At 40.1% G+C, this 18,836-nt stretch carries 13 protein-coding genes and 1 pseudogene; 7 read left to right on the top strand and 7 right to left on the bottom strand.

From position 1 onward, the window contains the following. Positions 1 to 22: 22 nt before the first annotated feature. Positions 23 to 3,331 (bottom strand): SusC/RagA family TonB-linked outer membrane protein, encoded by a 3,309-nt coding sequence (locus tag ACZZZK_RS14210; protein WP_463484708.1) that lies wholly within the window; start codon positions 3,329 to 3,331, stop codon positions 23 to 25. Between the two features lie 331 nt (positions 3,332 to 3,662). Here ACZZZK_RS14210 and ACZZZK_RS14205 point away from each other — a divergent pair, with 331 nt between their 5' ends. The 5 genes from ACZZZK_RS14205 to ACZZZK_RS14185 all read left to right on the top strand — a co-directional run bounded on the left by ACZZZK_RS14205 (position 3,663) and on the right by ACZZZK_RS14185 (position 9,312). Continuing rightward, entirely contained in the window at positions 3,663 to 4,220 is a 558-nt protein-coding gene (locus ACZZZK_RS14205) for an RNA polymerase sigma factor (RefSeq protein WP_463484707.1), read from the top strand. Beyond that, a complete protein-coding gene (locus tag ACZZZK_RS14200) occupies positions 4,213 to 5,001 on the top strand; it encodes a hypothetical protein (RefSeq protein WP_463484706.1) in 789 nt (262 codons plus the stop codon). Before ACZZZK_RS14205 ends, ACZZZK_RS14200 begins: the two co-directional genes overlap by 8 nt. A gap of 19 nt (positions 5,002 to 5,020) precedes the next feature. Next, positions 5,021 to 5,938, top strand: coding sequence for a DUF4097 family beta strand repeat-containing protein (locus ACZZZK_RS14195; protein WP_463484705.1), 918 nt, complete (start codon positions 5,021 to 5,023; stop codon positions 5,936 to 5,938). A 56-nt stretch (positions 5,939 to 5,994) separates the two neighbouring features. Further along, the gene (locus ACZZZK_RS14190) at positions 5,995 to 6,720 is read left to right on the top strand and encodes a hypothetical protein (RefSeq protein ID WP_463484704.1); all 726 of its coding nucleotides are present in this window, start codon (positions 5,995 to 5,997) and stop codon (positions 6,718 to 6,720) included. Positions 6,721 to 6,873: 153 nt separating this feature from the next. Beyond that, positions 6,874 to 9,312: an outer membrane beta-barrel protein gene (locus ACZZZK_RS14185; protein WP_463484703.1), complete on the top strand. Its 2,439-nt coding sequence runs from the start codon at positions 6,874 to 6,876 to the stop codon at positions 9,310 to 9,312. Positions 9,313 to 9,361: 49 nt separating this feature from the next. On the opposite strand, the gene ACZZZK_RS14180 is transcribed toward ACZZZK_RS14185, so the two are convergent. Together ACZZZK_RS14180 and ACZZZK_RS14175 are read right to left on the bottom strand one after the other, a co-directional pair. Then, on the bottom strand, positions 9,362 to 10,696 hold the full coding sequence (locus tag ACZZZK_RS14180; RefSeq protein WP_463484702.1) for a paraquat-inducible protein A: 1,335 nt from the start codon (positions 10,694 to 10,696) through the stop codon (positions 9,362 to 9,364). A gap of 12 nt (positions 10,697 to 10,708) precedes the next feature. Next, positions 10,709 to 12,013, bottom strand: a complete 1,305-nt coding sequence (locus ACZZZK_RS14175; RefSeq protein WP_463484701.1) for a paraquat-inducible protein A — start codon at positions 12,011 to 12,013, stop codon at positions 10,709 to 10,711. Between the two features lie 259 nt (positions 12,014 to 12,272). On the opposite strand from ACZZZK_RS14175, the gene ACZZZK_RS14170 reads away from it, so the two are divergent. Further along, positions 12,273 to 12,530: a hypothetical protein gene (locus tag ACZZZK_RS14170; protein ID WP_463484700.1), complete on the top strand. Its 258-nt coding sequence runs from the start codon at positions 12,273 to 12,275 to the stop codon at positions 12,528 to 12,530. A 7-nt stretch (positions 12,531 to 12,537) separates the two neighbouring features. On the opposite strand, the gene ACZZZK_RS14165 is transcribed toward ACZZZK_RS14170, so the two are convergent. The 4 genes from ACZZZK_RS14165 to ACZZZK_RS14150 form a co-directional block, all read right to left on the bottom strand. Beyond that, positions 12,538 to 13,428 (bottom strand): helix-turn-helix domain-containing protein, encoded by an 891-nt coding sequence (locus ACZZZK_RS14165; RefSeq protein WP_463484699.1) that lies wholly within the window; start codon positions 13,426 to 13,428, stop codon positions 12,538 to 12,540. Between the two features lie 61 nt (positions 13,429 to 13,489). After that, positions 13,490 to 14,494: an aldo/keto reductase gene (locus tag ACZZZK_RS14160; RefSeq protein WP_463484698.1), complete on the bottom strand. Its 1,005-nt coding sequence runs from the start codon at positions 14,492 to 14,494 to the stop codon at positions 13,490 to 13,492. Positions 14,495 to 14,768: 274 nt separating this feature from the next. Continuing rightward, entirely contained in the window at positions 14,769 to 15,380 is a 612-nt protein-coding gene (locus ACZZZK_RS14155; protein WP_463484697.1) for a GIN domain-containing protein, read from the bottom strand. A 1,710-nt stretch (positions 15,381 to 17,090) separates the two neighbouring features. Beyond that, complete coding sequence (locus ACZZZK_RS14150) at positions 17,091 to 17,252, bottom strand: hypothetical protein (RefSeq protein ID WP_463486315.1); 162 nt, start codon at positions 17,250 to 17,252, stop codon at positions 17,091 to 17,093. On the opposite strand from ACZZZK_RS14150, the pseudogene ACZZZK_RS14145 reads away from it, so the two are divergent. Continuing rightward, a pseudogene (locus ACZZZK_RS14145) lies at positions 17,190 to 17,549 on the top strand (glycosyl-4,4'-diaponeurosporenoate acyltransferase CrtO family protein). The gene ACZZZK_RS14150 and the pseudogene ACZZZK_RS14145 overlap by 63 nt on opposite strands. Positions 17,550 to 18,836 lie beyond the last annotated feature (1,287 nt).

Raw genomic sequence — 18,836 nt, 5'->3', positions numbered from 1 at the left:
TGATTTTTCTATTTTATTGATTCTAAAATCCAATGTTTAAACCGAATGAAATACTTTTCATCAGGGGATAATTGTAACCATCGCCATTGGTGGGATTATTGTTGATATCCTGATCTGCCGGTACAGCATTTTCTACATCAATTGTGTTTTTCACAACTTTGTACATCGGCGAATAGGTAAATAAGTTCTCACCAGAGAAAAACACCTTTGCCGTACGGGCGCCAATACGGTTAACCCATTTGGTTGGCAAGTTATAACCTACCTGAATATTTTTCATTCTTAAATAAGCAACATTTTGCAGGTAACGCGTTTGCGCCACACCTAAGGTACGGTTGGTATTGCTTGATGCCGCTCTAGACATTGTTCTTGGGAAATAGGCGTTTGTGTTTTCCGGCGTCCACATATTGCCTAAATGAAACGTTGGAATATTATTGTATGGCCTGTTGTATTGCCCCCAAAACATTTCTGTTTCCGTACTAGGATACCATTGTTGCTTACCAATTCCCTGAAAGAAAACAGAGAAAAAGATATTGTTCCAATCTGCACCCAAATTAATTCCATACATATATCTTGGAGCAGAATTACCAATGATTCTTCTATCTCCGGATTTGCCTACTTTATTCTCGCCAACATTAATTAAACCGTCGCCGTTTAAATCTCTCAATTTAATATCTCCGGGAAACCATCGCCCTGTTGGAGAAGCACGCATCTGCGGATCTTGCTTGGCATGCGAGGCGATATCTGCCTCATCAATAAAGAAACCTTCCGTTTCATATCCCCAAATCTCTCCTAAAGTTTGCCCTTCATAATAATCATTCAACAACTTATCTGGATTGTTGTACTTATCAATTTTGGTTTTATTATCCGCCAGGGTAAGCCTTACGTTATATTTGAAAGGTTTATTTTCATTGCCAAACCTGTCATTCCAGCTTACTGATACTTCCCAGCCACGTGTAGTTAAGTTAGCATAGTTTCCTCTAGGCACATCGGCACCAAAAACAGCTGGCGGAGTAAGGCCTGTGGTGAACATGTCGGTTGTTTTTCGGATGTAAGCATCTCCATTAAAAGTTAAGCGGCCCGAAAGCATGGTTAAATCTAAACCGAAGTTGCTGGTTGTCGAAGTTTCCCAGGTTAAACCTTCAGGTAAAACAGCTGGATTACGGGTAGTTTGTGGTCTCGAGCCATTCAAAATCTGGCCGGATTGCGAAATGTTAAATTGCTCCTGAAAAGCATAAGATGCAATGTTACCGTTACCTAAAGATCCGTAAGAAGCTCTTAATTTTAAATCAGAGATGAATTTATCCGATACTTTCCAAAACGGCTCTTTGTTGATTCTCCAACCCGCAGAAACGGAAGGGAAAAATCCATAACGTTGATCTGCAGGAAACTTTGATGAACCATCATAGCGGGCATTTACTTCCACTAAATAACGATCTTTGAAGGAGTAGTTTAACCTGGAGAAGCCACCTAAAATAGCCCACTGCTCGTAACCACCACCGGTAGTAACAGATTGGCCTAAAGCTAAGTTAAGATCAGTAGCATCTTCGAAAATAATTCCGTTACGTTGAACTGCAACCCTGTTATAGGTAGATTGTTCGTAGTTGTAACCCGCCATGGCTTTCAAATAATGGTCGCTGCCGAAACGATTTTCATACTCTGCATAAATATTTGTAGCCAGATAGTTGGTTTCACGCAAATCGAACAACAAATCGTTGGTAGTGGTACCTACAAATGAAGTAACGCCACGTGTGCTGCTGTATGGCACTTGCACCCTTCTTTGTTCTTTGTCGTTATTTGTATTTCTAAAAGTAAAATCGGCGTTAACCCTAAATTTGTTGTCAAAGAAATTACTTCTTAAACCGGTTATATTTCTAAAAACCTCACGCTTGGTATCAATTCCATTTTTACCATAGAAAAAATCACCTACAGTATAAGCAGAAGCGAAGGTTAAAGTTCCATCCGGGTTGAACAGGGGCATGGTTGGCTTACCTTCATCGGCAATGTTTCTCCAGATCCCACCACCTTCACCCACGTTGATGGGGTTATGGTAATTCATGATCGAGTAATCGGCATTGTTTTCGATGCTTAACCAGGGAAAAACCTGTACCGATCCTCTGGCACGGATATTTTTCATATCGTAATCATCGCTGTTGTAGCGGAACAGACCATCCTGACTTAAGAAACGACCAGACACTAAAAACGAAGCTTTATCGCTACCGCCACTCAACGAAAGATTATTTTCGAAAGCAGCTGTATTTTTCTTGTAAAGTTCAGCGTAGTAATCCGTGCTTCCGTAATAAGTGTATTCGCCTGTAGTTGGGTTTACTTCAACCTGATTATAAGGCTGACCGGATTCTACTCGTCTTTTAAACTCATCAAGATAGGCCTGTGAAAATTTCTGTGTTTTATTTGCATTTTGCGGAAAAGCACCATCGCCATTCACAAATGCTTCTGCAAACATCTTTGCCCAGGTGTAACCATCGGTTACAAAATCGGGTACCTGCAGCGGACTTTTAATGGCGTAATTGGTCGAGTAACTTACATTCGTACGCCCCTTTTCGGCTTTCTTTGTGGTGATGAGTACTACCCCAAAAACACCTCTAGCGCCATAAATGGCTGCCGATGCCGCATCTTTTAATATCGATACACTTTCAATGTCGTTCGGGTTTAACAAACTTGGGTCACCCTCGAAACCATCAATAAGGATTAAAGCGCTACCACCCTGTCCGATGGAAGTTGTACCCCGGATATTATAACTAGGAGACTGCGTTGGCTTACCGTCCATCATCTTTAAATTAAGATTGGGCAGTAAACCCTGAAGGCCTTGCGTAAGGTTGGAGATGGGTCTGTTTTCTAAACTTTTTGAAGTAATCTGATCAACAGCACCAGTAGCATTTTCTCTTTTCTGCGTTCCATAACCCACTACCAGAACCTCGTTTAAAGATCCTGTTTCGCCTTTCAGCGTCACATTTAGCGGCGTTGTTTCACCAGCTTTTACGGCAATTTTAGTTAAGGTTGCAGTAGTATAAGAAATAAAGCTTACGGCAACACTGTAATTTCCTGCCGGAACACTAACGCTATAACTTCCGTCGTTAGTGGCTTGAACTACCTTGTTCAATTCTTTAATTACGATACTGGCACCAGGAAGCGGCTCGCCTTTTTCATCAACAATTTTCCCGCTGATGGTACCTGGATTTTGTTTCGTATTGGATAATGAAACACCGGATATTTTTTCAATGGCCCGGGATGGCGCTGTAATGGCACTCGTTAGCAGACATGCCAACGTAGCATATACCGCAATCTTCTGCGTCAACAGTAAAGGTTTTCTCATTGTTTGGTTTTTTGGCAATAAATGAATTCGTGAGCCACAAGGGGCTTTGATTATGCCGCAAAACTACCTGCCCGATGTGAAGGCTATGTTAAATTACCTTAACCTCTTTAATTTTTATAAATTGGAGAATTGAGCCACCAACATAGTCCATTGCTGACAAAATAGAGCCAAATTTTAGTTTTTGGTCTATACGCAAATCCCGATCTTTCGGATCATCAATAGTTTGTTAGAATATTATTTTCAAAAAATATTAAAAAAGTGTAACACTTTTAAATAAGTTGCGACTACCCTATAGAACATACCTAATTAACACATTTAAAAAGCTCCGAACTTGCCGTCTGCAGATCACATAACGGATAAAGAATTGATTGGCCTTTGCCTTAACGGGCATGAGGGCGGCTATACGGGGTTGTATAACCGTTATGCCCGAAAGGTTTACAATTCGATTAGTAGAATTGTGAGTCACACAGGGGAAGCCGAAGATATTTTACAAGATACTTTTTGTGCGGTGTTTAGTGAAGTGGCAAAGTTAGATGGCGTATTAAACATTGAGGCCTGGGTGAGAAGAGCAGCAATAAACCGCTCCATTTCACACATCAGAAAAAGGAAAATTTTGTTTTCTGATATGGAAGAAATGGATTTAGAAAATGTAGCTGATGTAGAAGAAGATTTTGAGGTGTTGGATTGTAAGGTAGAAGATCTGAAGAAGAGTATTGAATCGCTTCCTGCTGGTTACAAAACCATCGTTAATCTGCATGTTTTTGAAAAGCTAAATCATGAGGAAATTGCGGTGATGTTAGATTTAACAGCAACGAATGTAAGAACGCAATACCACAGGGCAAAGAAGAAGATTTTACTATCATTAAAAGATAAAGTTTATTATGAATGATCAATTGAAAGATTTTGTGGAGCGGAACAGGGAGGAATTCGATCATCTCGAAGCACCTGTTTTTGATATGCAACGCTTTAAACAGCAAGTGGCACCACAGGCAGCACCGAAAGCCAAAACGGTATCACTTTACAATAACAAAAAGTGGTGGCTTGCAGCATCCGTATTAATTGCCATTGCAGCAACCTGGTTTATTTTTGATCAGCAGCAGACAAAAAGCCCGGTTTACACGGCGGTAAAACCAAAAGTGATTCAGCCTCAACCAACAACCAGAAAGGAAGAATCAATACCTGCACCAACCAAAACTGCACCAGTGGAAGTGCAAAAAGCAGTGGCCTATCAGCCTCAAACAAAACATTTAAAAACGAAAACAAACACGGTGCAGACCACAAACAGCGATTATCAGGCATTAACAGATAGCAGCTCGGCAAGTGTAAGGCTGCTCGCCATTTTGGAAATAGAAAAATCAGAAAACATCAACAACCACGTGTTGAACATGCTTTCTAAAACGCTTAATCACGATGGAAATACCAATGTTCGCCTGGCGGCTTTGAGTGTGCTTCAAAAGTACAGTGCCGACCGCTATACCGCCTCACTTTTGGTTAACGCTTTAAATAACCAGGATGATCCGATTGTTCAGCTTGGGCTGATTAGCTTTTTGGGCAAAATGAAAGGACTCAAAATTGATAATCAACTCAAATCGATTGCGAATAATCCGGAAACTTTTGCCGCGGTAAGAGATGAAGCTTACAACGTATTACTAAACCAAGACAAATTATAACATTTAAAAAAATAAAATCATGAAAAAACAATTTATCGTTCTTTTTTCTCTGCTTACGCTGGCGATAACCGCTTCTGCACAGAAAGAATACAAAATAAGCAAAACAAGTGGTCAGCTGAATTTACATGTTGCCGGTGCAATAGTGGAAGGCTATAGCGGAAACGAAATCATCTTTTCTTTGCCAGCCGGCGAAACGGAGAAAGTAGATGAACGGGCAAAAGGGCTTCGTGTAATCAGTGGCTCTGGTTTTGTAGATAACAGCGGTTTAGGTCTCGATATTTCGGAGAAGGGAACTGAAGTGAATGTGAATGTTGTGAACAAGAAAATTGATGGCGTTTTAACGATTAAAGTACCACAAAACATCAAGGTAACTTTTGCCAATCAGAGCAGCATTTACCAGGAAGATATCATTCTGAAAAACTTAAAAAATGAGCTCGAAATATCAACGAGTTACAATAAAATTAAACTGGAAAATAATACTGGCCCGATGAATATTAAATCATTGTACGGAAGCATTGATGCCAGCTTTGTTGAGCCCATTAAAGGTCCGGTTTCTATTGTTTCTGTTTATGGCCATGTAGATGTATCACTTCCTGTAAGTGTAAAGGCAAACGTAGATCTATCTACCAGCTATGGAAAATTATATGCTGCCGACGGGCTTAAAATTGCCCTGGAGAAAAATATTGCAGAAGAAAAGCCAAAGGATGAGGATTTAATTACCACCATTAAATCGGCAACGAATGAAGCCCTTCTTATTTCCGGCCTAAAAAGCGGTAGCGGAACAATTATTTCAAACAATAAAAACATTAGGGTTGCAAACGGAATAGCCGTTTATGGCGGAAGAAGTTCTGAAGATATTAAAGGAAAAATAAATGGTGGTGGTGCCAATTTTATCCTTAAATCAAACTACGATAACGTGTATCTCCGCGTAAAATAATTCAATCTCAAATTTCCAATGGGCTTAATGCCTGTTGGAACCTAAATCTTCACCTTATGAAAACATTTTTTTGCTGGCTTTTAATGGCCACGGTATCTTGTATTGCTTTTGCTCAGGAAACAATCAGTAAATCTTATCCAATCACTACCGGACAAACAGTAAAATTCGATTTCGATTTCCCGGAAATCATCAAAATAAGTAATTGGGATAAAAAAGAAATTGCTGTTGTGGCTACGGTTAAAGTTGATGGTGTTGCCGCTGAAGACGTTTTTAGCTTGATTGAAACTGAAACCAAAGATCAAATCTCCATTAAAAATAAACTCGAAATGGCCAAAATTCCACAACGTTTTTATGCTGTTACAAATGGTGTGAAAAGTATTTTCAATACCAAAGAAGAAATGAACGCTTTTTTGAGGGAAAAGGGCAGTACGGTGACAGCGAATTATCAAAGTCGAAATATCGAGATTAGTATTGAGATCAAGCTTCCGGCTAATACGAAAACTAACTTAAGCTCTACATATGGGATTGTTGAACTGGTTGATTTTGAAGGCCCGATAAAAATTGATGCAACTTACGGTGGTATCGATGCCAAGCTTCAGGAGAAAGCTATTGGCTCATTAAAAATGACTAATCGTTTTGGCAAAATTTATACAGACTTTAATTTTAAGCCGGAAGAAATTAAAGAGCAACGTTTTTTTACTTCCATTAATGCAAATCCTGGTAAAGGTGCCAGCTACGATTTCAGTTCCTCTTATGGCCATATCTATTTAAGGAAGCCCTAATAATTGCCCCAAAAACAACCGATTATCATGTAAAGAAAAATAATTTTCTTTTTGATGCAACCTTTGTTAACATCCAACGTCTTCTATCTAATTAACACTTAAAATCTAAATCATTTTCGATTCCCTTTTTATTTTACGAAATCCTCATCCTTCATGCATTACTTTAAACGCTTTCACCTCTTATTTGCCATTTTACTTACCACAATTGTACTTCACACCTCCGCTCAGGATAAAGGCGGCATTGTACAAGGAAAAGTGATCGATTCTGTTTCAAAAAAAGCACTCGAATTTATTACACTGGCCATCAAAAAAGATGGACAAGCTATTAAAACAGCTGTTACAGCAGAAAACGGCACATTTAAGTTTGATAAAATAGTTGCCGGCAAATACAGTTTAACAGCCATTGCTGTTGGCTATAATGCCAAGATTTTGTCGTTCGAAATTAATGCCGATAAACCTGATTTCAATGCCGGTCAAATTACTTTGGCTTCGCAGGTAAATAACCTCAACGAGGTGTCGGTGAGTGTAACCCGCCCGGTAATTAAGCAGGAAATTGATAGAATCAGTTATGATATTCAGGCTGACCCCGAAAGCAAAGTTTTGACTGCCCTGGATATGATGCGTAAGGTGCCATTGCTTTCTTTGGATGCTGATGATAACATCAAATTAAAAGGAAGTGGAAATTATAAAATCCTGATCAACGGAAAACCATCGAGCATGGTAGCGAGAAGTCCTAAAGATGTTCTGCGAGCCATGCCTGCTTCTTCCATTCAGAAAATTGAAGTCATCACCACGCCTCCGGCGAAATACGACAGCGAGGGTTTATCCGGGATCATCAACATTATCACTAATAAAAAAATTGATAACGGTTATAACGGCAGTTTAAATTTAAGACATCAGTTTCCGGCTGGCGGCCCCGGCATTGGCGGGTTTTTCACCGTAAAACAAGGAAAGTTTGGCGTAACCGCTTACGGTGGAACTGGATTTTACAGCACGCCAACCACTCAAAACATCAATTCACGAACGACTTCAGGTGCTAACCCCTCTGAACTTTTAAACATCGGAAACCGAAAATTCAATAATAATTACCGCTACGGTGGTGCAGAATTGAGTTTTGAAATAGATACCTTAAACTTAATTACTGCCGAAATCAATCCCTACGGCGGTTACAACAAATCGGCAAATAATCAATCTTTTAGTCTAACCTCTCCAGCGCAGGTTACCGCCTATGATTTAATTAGCAACAACCGTTTCGATTGGGGCGGCATCGATTTAAGTTTAAATTATCAGCTCGGTTTTAAAAGTAACAAAGAACGTTTGCTTACCTTTTCTTATAAATACAGCAACGGAACTAATCCGCAAAGAAACGAGTTGAATTTCATCAACCGCCAGAATTTTAACGATCCCAATTATATTCAGGAAAACGAAAGCCGCTCAAAGGAGCAGACCATACAGCTCGATTATGTCCATCCCGTAAAAAAACTGAATATTGAAGCTGGTTTGAAAGGGATCCTCAGAGATAACAACAGTAATTTTGAATTCAAAAGGCAGGTGAGCGGTGGCGATTATCAGATTGATCCGGCCCGGACAAACATTTTTAACAACAACCAGGATGTGATCGGCGCCTACAACTCTTACGCTTATAACTTAACCAACTGGGGTTTCAAAGCTGGGGTAAGGATAGAAGAAACATTTGTAAAAGCCGATTTCATCAGCAATGCCTCAAATGTAAATACCGATTATTTTAACATTATCCCTTCGTTTTCAGTTAACCGCAAGTTTAAAAATCAAAGCAGTTTAAACTTTGGTTTCACGCAAAGAATTGAACGCCCGGGAATAGATAATTTAAATCCATTCGTCGATCGTTCGGTGCCAAACTTCGAATATAGCGGAAACCCGGATCTGGAAGCCGTTTTGAGCAATAATTTTGATCTTACGTACAGCCGCTTCAAAAAAGGTTCTATCAACGCCGGGGTGGGCTATAATTTTGCCAACAACACCATTCAGAACATTTCAATTTACAACGATGCAGATAAAATTACCCGCAGTACCTTTGCAAACGTAGGGCGTAATAAAAACCTGACAGCCAATATCAACATCAATTATCCGCTTACCAAAAAGTGGAATCTTTCGGTGAGTGGTAACGCTGGTTACGCCTGGCTGGAAGGAACAATTAATGGCTTAGCAACCAAAAATGAAGGTTTATCGGGCAGTATCTACCTCAATACAGGCTACAAATTTGAAAAAGATTGGCGGGCAAATGCAAGTTTTAACTACAGCTCTGCCGATGTTTTATTGCAGGGCAGATCCGGGCAATATTATTACATGTCGTTCAGCGGAAGCAAAGAACTGGTGAAAGATAAGTTGACCATTTCGGCGGGTGTTAACAATCCGTTTATGAAATACCGCTACTATGAAACCTTAACAGAAGGGCCAAATTTTTCGCAGCGATACCGCGGACAAAATTATAACCGCTCTTTCAATGTAAGTTTAAACTGGAAATTTGGTAAACTCAAAGACGCCATTAAAAAGAATCAGCGGAGCATCAGTAACGATGATGTGAAATCAGGGGGAAGCAAATCAGGGAGCTAATATTTAATACCAAAGCCTGTTGCCATAGCAAACAGGCTTTGGCTAAACATTAACATTCGCCATTGCGTTCATCCATCTTTTTAAGGATGTAAGAAAGGATCTTGGCAAAAATAACGTAGGCAACAAAAACGAAAAAGCCCAGCTGCAAAGCCGAATTATTGGAAGTAACCGTTTTCAAGGTTTCATTCTCTATATTCAAACCAGAAAGCTGGCTTTTCAAAATGCCATTCAGGCCGATATAAGTCATCGCAATACCAACCACCATTACATCAGCCATATCCCATTTACCCAAATCGAAGGCTAAAAACCGCAAAGCCTTTTTACTTCCGAAGAGGTGAGCACAGGCTACATGTAAACCTCTCGCTATAATCCTCAATAAAGGCAAAATCACTACAAAAAGCAATAACAATACACCCACCAATACGGAATCGAGTTTAGGCTGCTCGATCAAAGTACCTATAATGCCGAGAATACTTTTGCTCTGGAAAAATAACACCTGATTGGTGAAGGCAATTTTATCACCCAGCAAAGCGAATTCGAGGGTTTTAATTCGGGCATCCACTTCAATAATTGGCGAGATAATCCCTACGGTAAGCAATACCAGGGCAAACAATAACGACATGACAAATAACGGGGCATGCAACTGAACCTGTTTGCGTAAAAATAACCACATTAAAAATGCAATGGAAATGCAGCCAAGCATAATCGAGCCAAAAGTCATGGTCATCTTTTTAATATAGGCCAATTTGGTCTCAATAATTTTATCAAATGCGGTAGCATTCGCGGCATGGTATTTCTTGTAAATGTTACGTTCTACGGTAGTAATGGTGGTATCGCTATGATCATAGGTTTGCGCCTCCAACTCATCTACCTTACTGGTTGCAATGCCTTTAATTTTTTTTAAACTCCCCGGACTTGTAATTTTCACTACAATGGTTTTGGCAAAAGAAGGTACCTGAGCATGCAGTTCATCCTGATCAACAAATGTATTAAAAGCCAGCTTTTTAAGCTTGCCACCAAGGCCTTTCTGCGGTTTGGTAATTTCGGCAACAGCCTGATTAATGAGCCCATGAAGTTCTTTTTCTACCTGTTTCCGCATTTCTAGTTTTTGCTCACCCGTGAGTTTGAAACCCTTCACCCTACGGTCGGCAACGGCAGAAATTTTATCGCCCCAGCGGTCTACAGAAAAAATACCAAAGGTGATGTTGTTAGATAAACTATAATCTTCTTTAATGCTTTTTTGCTCAACAGCAAGCTGATAAAAACGAAAACCCGCGTAGGCTGCGCCAAGCAAAAGGATGCTTAATACGGCAATGAGCACAAAGGGAGCTGCCTTGCTCTTTTTGCGTGGAGTATCGGGAGTGGAAGAGTTTGTCGCCATCATAATTAAAACCGGTTAATGCGCATCGTGTGGAGTAATAAACTTAAGTATGGTGGATAAAATCAATCCATAAAGCACAAAACTGATGAATATGATATAACCCGGTTGCAACGCCGTGTTGTTGGTAGTGAGGATGGTGAGCGAATCATTTTTAATATTCAGTGCCTGGAGCTGCCCTTCTAACAATCCGTTCAAACCGATGTAAGCCATCAGAATCGCAATTACAATAACATCAGCCATACTCCATTTGCCCGATTGGAAGGCGAAGTATTTCACAATTCCATTCTCCGCCAGTTTTTTGTTACCGAGCAAATGAATGCCGGTGGAAGTAAGCTTAACTACCGGAAACAAAATGCTAAAAGCGAGAATCAGCACCCCTACCAGGATAGAATCAATCCCTTCCTGACCAAGCAAAACCCTCACCACATCCATAATACTCTTACTTTGGAAAAACAGTACCTGATCTTCAAATACAATATGTTCGCCAAGCAACACAAAATCTATAGAGCGAATACGGGCATCTACTTCAATCATAGAGGCAGTTAAGCCAACGGCAAGCAACATAAATGCAAAAAGGAGCGACATCACAAAAAGGGTAACGTGTAAATCGCGGCGCTTTCTTAAACCCCACCAAAAAGCCAAAACCACGGCTACACAAGCCAGCATTCCATAAGAATATTGATAAGTTTGCGTCCGTATTTTAGATAGCGAAGCCCTTAATTTGCTGTTCAGCTCATCGGTGTTGTTTACTTTATAACCTGCAAACAATCTTTTTAGTTCGGCTTGTTTGGCTACAAAAACACTGTCTTTCATTTCTTCGGTGGCCAGCTCATTAAATTCTCCAATAGCCATTTTACTCAACTCTTTTTTATTTTTTGGATCATCAACCTCGGCAATAATTTTTCTGGCGAAAGTGGGTACCTGTGCCCTTATGCTATCAGAATTAACAAAGTTCTTGATGGCAAATTTTTGAATTTTACCGCTAATGGTTTTTTTAGGTTTATTAACCAGCGCCTCCGCCTTATCAATTAAAGCAAGTATTACCTTTTCTACTTCCTGTTGCAAAACGCGTTTTTGCTTTTTGGTCATTTTAAGGTTTCGTACCTGATGATGCACAATTCTGGATACATTATCTTTCCATTTTTGCACAGAAAATAATCCATAGGTGATGTTATTGATGTTGGAATAATCTTCCTTAATACGCTCCTGCTGATCGGAAAGCTGATGCAATCTAAAACCGAAATAGCCCTCTACCCCAAGCAATACTGCCAGAGAAAGGATAAGCATCAGTTTAGGAAAGAAAGACTTTTTCTTCTCCATAGGGTTATGTTGTGTTTGCAAGATGATTGGTTTTGTATTGCCCCTACTCAAATTAACGTAATCGTTTTTAATTGAAACTGATCAGCTAAACGGGTTTACGATTTGGTTAGGTATCGGCAAATAAAACAGCGGTGTGCTTAAAAGGTTTTGATCCTGAAAAATAATGAATGCGGGCACTCCAAAGCCTGGTGCAATTTTTTTGCACCTAAATTTCTAATCAATATCTTTGCCGCCACATTAAAATAGGATACGTTAAGGCATGAATACCGAAAAAGAAGATATGGTATCTAATTGGATACAGGAAAACGGAAACCCGGCAATTGAAAAATTAACCAGCATCAACCAAAACACAGCCAGAAAGGTAGGCGAGGTTTTAAAAGAAAAAGGAATAGATGCAGAAACTTTTGCCCAACTGGTAGATACGCAGGTGGCAGAAGTAAGCAAATGGCTGGCAGGCCATCATAATTTCAGCGAAAAAATGCTTAGTGAAATTACCGCAAAGATCGAAGTCAACTAAATTTCGGTTAGTTGAATTCTTGCCTAAAAGCAAGTGGAGAAAAATTGGTTTTCTTTTTGAATAAGGTGCTAAACGACTGAGCATGCTCAAAACCCAAATCGTAAGCAATTTCACTCACCGATAAATTTGTGGTAGAAAGTTTCTCTTTGGCTTTCTCAATTAACTTTTCATGGATGTGTTGTTGTGTATTTTGCCCGGTATGCACCCGCAATAAATCGCTTAAATAATTGGGCGAAAGGTTCATTTGCCCCGCCACATATTGTACCGTTAATAAACCGTTGTTCTGGTTTTTCACAAAATAATCTTCCAGTAACCTTTCGAATTTGGTTAGCAATTCATGGCTGTTATTTTTCCTGGTAATAAACTGCCGCTCGTAAAAGCGGTTTGAATAATTAAGAAGCAGCTCTATTTGTGAGAGAATAATTTCCTGGGTGTGCTTATCAATATGCACACATTCTTTATTTATTTTGTTTAAAATCGCGATTAGGTTATCCTCTTCTTCTGCTGATAAATGAAGTGCCTCATTTACCGCATAGGAAAAAAAGCCATATTGGTGAATAGTGTTTGCCAGGCTATGGCGAAGTAAAAAATCAGGGTGGAAGATGAGCAAATAACCCGAACCGCATTCCATTTGATTCAAATCGAGATACTGAACTTGGTTTGGAGCAGTAAAACTGAGCACGCCTTTATCGTAATCATAATGCTGTTGCCCATACCTTATTTTGCCGGTAGCACCTCTTTTCAAAGCCACGCAATAAAAACGATTGATAAAACCTTTCCAGATTTCATCCTCTAAAAAAATCGCCTGATCGAGATTAATTACGCTAACTAAAGGGTGTAACGGTTCCGGGAGCGATAATAACCGGTGAAATTGTGAAATCGAATTTATGGCGTTCATGGTTGTAATTTACAAATAAAAGAGTAAAGAATTACGGCTGCATCACGGTGCAGCCGTGAAATTAATCGAGCAAGCTCATACTAAATTCGTCGTAGGCTTTGCCAGTATCCGTACCAAGAGGCACTATATTTTCTAATGTAGCTACATCGGCAGGTGTTAATTCTATACTCGCCGCAGCCATATTTTGTTCCAAATACTTTCTTCTTTTAGTCCCGGGAATAGGAACAATTCCTTTATTAATAATCCAGGCAATGGCCAATTGAGAAGCACTTACATTTTTGTCTTTAGCTAAGGCTTCAATGGCTTCTACCAACTCGATATTTTTATGGAAGTGAGCTTCCTGAAAGCGTGGAATTGCCCTTCGGAAATCATTTTCCGGTAAATCGCTCATTTTTTTAATATCACCCGATAAAAAGCCACGACCAAGTGGTGAATATGCTACGAAACTGATTCCCAATTCTGTTAACGTTTGAAGTATGCCCCGCTCTTCTACTGTTCGCTCAAATAAAGAATATTCGCTTTGAACGGCAGTAACCGGATGTACAGCATGTGCTCTTTTTACCGTTTCGGAAGATACCTCTGATAAACCGATATAACCTATCTTGCCTTCTTTAACCAGTTCACTCATGGCACCAACAGTTTCTTCGATTGGTGTATTTTTATCCAACCGATGCATATAGTATAGATCGATATAATCGGTTTTTAGGTTTTTAAGTGATCGTTCTACCGCCATCTTCACATATTCCTTTTTCCCGTTAATAGCCCACGTAACTTTATTGTCTTCATTAATTTCCCAGCCGAATTTAGTGGCTATAATGTACTTATTCCGATCTGCTCCCATTGCTTTCGCAATAAGTTGCTCATTCTTTAAAGGACCGTACAAATCTGCAGTATCTAGAAAATTGCCACCCATTTCAAGCGACTTGTGAATGGTAGCAATCGCTTCAGTTTCATCTGCGGCTCCATACATATTGGCATCTTCAAAACCCGTCATCCCCATACAGCCCAAACCAATCTGAGGTACAACTAAACCTTGATTACCTAATTTAATCTTTTTAATTTCCATTTTTTGATGTTTTTGAATAACCAAAATTAGGCTTACGTTCTGGTATCAATGTTTGCAAAACCCCGAAAAACGTATGCAAAACAAAGGAGATTTTCGATTCATCACCGGTAACAAAAAATCAGAAAAAAATTTATATTATTAGAATCTATTTATAAATCTAAAAGTATAGTTTTCATCTATTAAATTTTCACCACTAATCTAAGTCAAAAAAATAAGGTCATAAAAAAACAGCTACCCATTTCCAGACAGCTGCTTACCTATAAATAATTAGCGCTTATTTTGCTAAAACCATTGCGTTTTGTGCGGCGTTCATAATCGCTTCTGAAGTGTATGAAGCAGATTGTTTGCTGGCAAATTTATCAATGTTAACGTTTTTATTATTACTGGCAACCATCGTGCTTTGATCTGCTGTACCATTTAATTTTAGTACTGCGTCTTCTTTAACAACGGTGTATAAACTTCCGGCAGTGGCTTTGATTTTTACCGTGGCGCTTTGATTTAAAAATAACTGGAGGTTTTTAACGTCAAGGTTATTGGTGCTTAGCACTACCGATTGTCCGTAGGCTTCGATTCTTTCCAAATCTTTAACGGTAATGTTTAAAGTTACCTGACTGTTTTCTAAAGAGTTGATGAAAAGTGTTCTGCCATCACTCATTACCGACGTTTTAGTTGCATCGTAACCATCGCCGCCTAAAATGCTCGTGCTGCTTCCCTGTGTTAAGTTAATTTTCACATTTCCACTTACCCAAATTCTTTTGAATGTAGGAACTGCGTTTACTTTTGTTTCTTTTTTGATTGGCGCTATAGCGAAGCTGCTCATTGCTGATGAAGTAAATACTACTGCTGTTAATGCTACTGCGAATAATGTTTTTGTTAAATTTTTCATGACTTTATATTTTAAGTTTCTTAATGTTTTCTGATAATAAGACGCCATCACCCCAAAAACGTTGCAGGGAAAAATGGTGTATTATACCAGCTTAAGTAACTATCAGACCAACGCCTGTAATTTGTCGACGAAAAGGAGTTGGTATATCGATTAAAACTTTCAATGATGAGCATATCACTCGCAACTCGTGATCTAGACCGCAGCGGAGAGATCTCTCAAAACCAAATCCCCCTCCAGCAAATCCGTCATCCTCGCGTAGGCGGGGATCTTAAAACACTAAACAGGTTCTATTATTACCATGAATTTTCTCTTTCGCCTCATCGGCGGCGGCCTCTTTCTTTTGTCTTGATACAAAAGAAACAAAACATCAAGGCTTGCATCTGATGTCGGCTATCCTCGTCGAAACTTCCATCGCGGCAACGCAAGTATTCCGACGAAGGGTCGGAACAGAACGCGTTGCCTTGTAAGTAGTATTTAACGTTAGTGCACAAGTTTCAACAGGCTTTCCTTCCATCATATGCTAGGCCGGATAGCATGATGGCTATAGCATTTTGCAAAAACATCAATCCGTCATCCTCATCAACCAGTCCGTCATCTCGACCGCCGCGGAGAGATCTTTTAAGCCAAGTTTTAGTCTTATCGCTTGTCATCCTGAGCCTAGTCGAAGGATCTCTTTCAATCATTCCTTTCGCCTCATCGGCGGCGGCCTCTTTCTTTTGTCTTGATACAAAAGAAACAAAACATCAAGGCTTGGACCTGATGTCGGGTAAATTCGTCAAAGCTCTTATTTCGGCATCACAAGCTGCGATGAAGAATCGCAGAATACGCGTTGCCTTGGTTTGTGGTTTTTGAACGTTGCTGCTAAAGCTTTAACGTTTTCTCCTTCCATCAGCTCCTATGCCGGAGAGCATGATGGCTATAGCATTTTGCAAAAATATCAATCCGTCATCCCCTTCCAACCAATCCGTCATCTCGACCACAGCGGAGAGATCTTTTAAGCTCAATCTCGTCCGTTGTCATCCTGAGCGTAGTCGAAGGACCTCTTTTTCTCCTTGATTCAAACCATTTTTAAACCATATAGGTATATAGTACATATAGCCTTTCTCCATTCATCATCCGCAATGCAGGAAGCCACCACAGGAAAAACCACCACATGAATCTTTCTGCTCATCCTCATCTCCACCAACCAATCCGTCATCCTCGCGTAGGCGGGGATCTTAAAACACTAAACAGGTTTTATTATTACCATGAATTTTCTCTTTCGCCTCATCGGCGGCGGCCTCTTTCTTTTGTCTTGATACAAAAGAAACAAAACATCAAGGCTTGGACCTGATGTCGGGTAAATTCGTCAAAGCTCTTATTTCGGCATCACAAGCTGCGATGAAGAATCGCAGAATACGCGTTGCCTTGGTTTGTGGTTTTTGAACGTTGCTGCTAAAGCTTTAACGTTTTCTCCTTCCATCAGCTCCTATGCCGGAGAGCAGGGCGGCCATAGCGAGCGATTATTTTAGAGCATCCTCATCTCCTCCAACCAGTCCGTCATCCTCGCGTAGGCGGGGATCTTAAAGCAAATTAAATTTCCCCCTCTCCATAGTAAAAACTCAGCAGTTCGCTTCAAGAAAAAAGAATCATAAATTTTTCACTATTTTCGATTGTTCATCCAACTAAAAACGACGATTCTCCCATATGATCAGGTATTTCACTTTCAGCTTATCTATTGCCTTTATCTCCTGGATTGTTGGCATGATCATTACCGCACTGCTTTCCAAAACCAATTTTTATCAGCAACGACTCTCCAGCCTCAACTTCATTAGCAACGAAAAGCTCAATACAGTACTCGGAATCCAACCTTTTAAATGGATTATCCTGCATAGCTTTTTTAAATATTTTAATCCAAAGCTATCCCTTAGTAAGAAAATAAAGGCAAGCGAATTAGGAACGTACAGGGTGGAGATGATGAAGGCAGAACTTAACCACCTATTTGCTTTTTTGTTTATGGTGCCTTTCATCTTATTCAGACTGTATCAGGGGCTGTATTGATTTGCCCTAGTGATGCTGCTCGTCAACCTGATCATGAACTTCTACCCAACGTTACTACAACAGCAAAACAAAAGGCGAATCGACCGTTATCTTCAGGTATTGAAACAGCGATCTGCTTCACCCGTTTAAAACTCCTTTTAGGTTTAATTAACCATATAGGCATATAGAACATATAAGTATTCCAAAATACCTACATCATTGCCTGCCTGCGGTAGGCGGGAGAGGCTGGGTTAGAGCGAGCCGAAGCAATCCCCTCGTTTACGCCGCATTTCCATTCAGCAAATCCTTCCAATCAACCTCATTCAACAAATTCCCTCAATAAATCCGTCATCCTCAGCTTGACTGGGGATCTTAAAGCTCATAAAGAAACTCCTTTGGGTTCAATAACCATATAGGCATATAGAACATATAGGTTTTTCTCTCCAAAGTCCAGCCTATCCCATAATTGCCAAAACCCATAACGTCAGCTACAACCCTAGAGCCGTTATTGCCTGCCTGCGGTAGGCGGGTGAAGGAAGCGCCTTCCGCTGACTACGACAATCTTCTTGCTTACGCAAAAATCCCCCCAACCAATCCGTCATCCTCAGCTTGACTGGGGATCTTAAAGCACATAAAGAAACTCCTCTGGTGCAATTAACCATATAGGCATATAGAACATATAGGTTTTTCTCTCCAAAGTCTAACCTATTCCATAATTGCCAAAACCCACAACGTCAGCCATAACCCTGGAGCCGTTATTGCCTGCCTGCGGTAGGCGGGTGAAGGAAGTGCCTTCCGCTGACTGCGACTATCTGCTCGTTTATGCAAAAATTCCTTCAACAAATCCGTCACCCTCAGCTTGACTGGGGAATCCTAAAGCAAGGACTATACTAGAATTTTGTCTTCTATATTTTTGATTCAGAAAAACGCAACCGCCTGCAATGCGACTTTGCTTTGCCACCTAATAAGGCCAACGCAGAACATCTCCGTTAACCTTCAATCCGGCCTGACAAATTCTTGGGGATGCACAGTCAAGGCCTAAGCAGAAACTTGAATACAAGAATTTTAAGCCGGTGTTTTTTGTTGCTTTTTGACATCAAAAAGCAAAAAGCCTGTCCGGCCAGGACAATAAAGTCTAACCTGATATCCTTTATACACTTGAAAGCCTAAATACACTCAACAAATCCGTCATCCTCAGCTTGACTGGGGATCTTAAAGCAAATAAAGAAACTCCTCTGGTGCAATTAACCATATAGGCATATAGAACATATAGGTTTTCTTTAAACTAATCTGAAGTAAATCTATCCTCGACCGTAGCGGAGAGATCTTTTAAGCTAGGTATCAATCTCGCAACTTGTCATCCTGAGCTTGTCGAAGGATCTCTTTCGCCTCATCGGCGGCGGCCTTCTTCTTTGTTCTTGATAACAAAGAAGCAAA

The sequence above is a fragment of the Pedobacter sp. AC163 genome (genome assembly GCF_979258665.1).
This window is presented reverse-complemented; position numbering and strand designations above follow the sequence as displayed.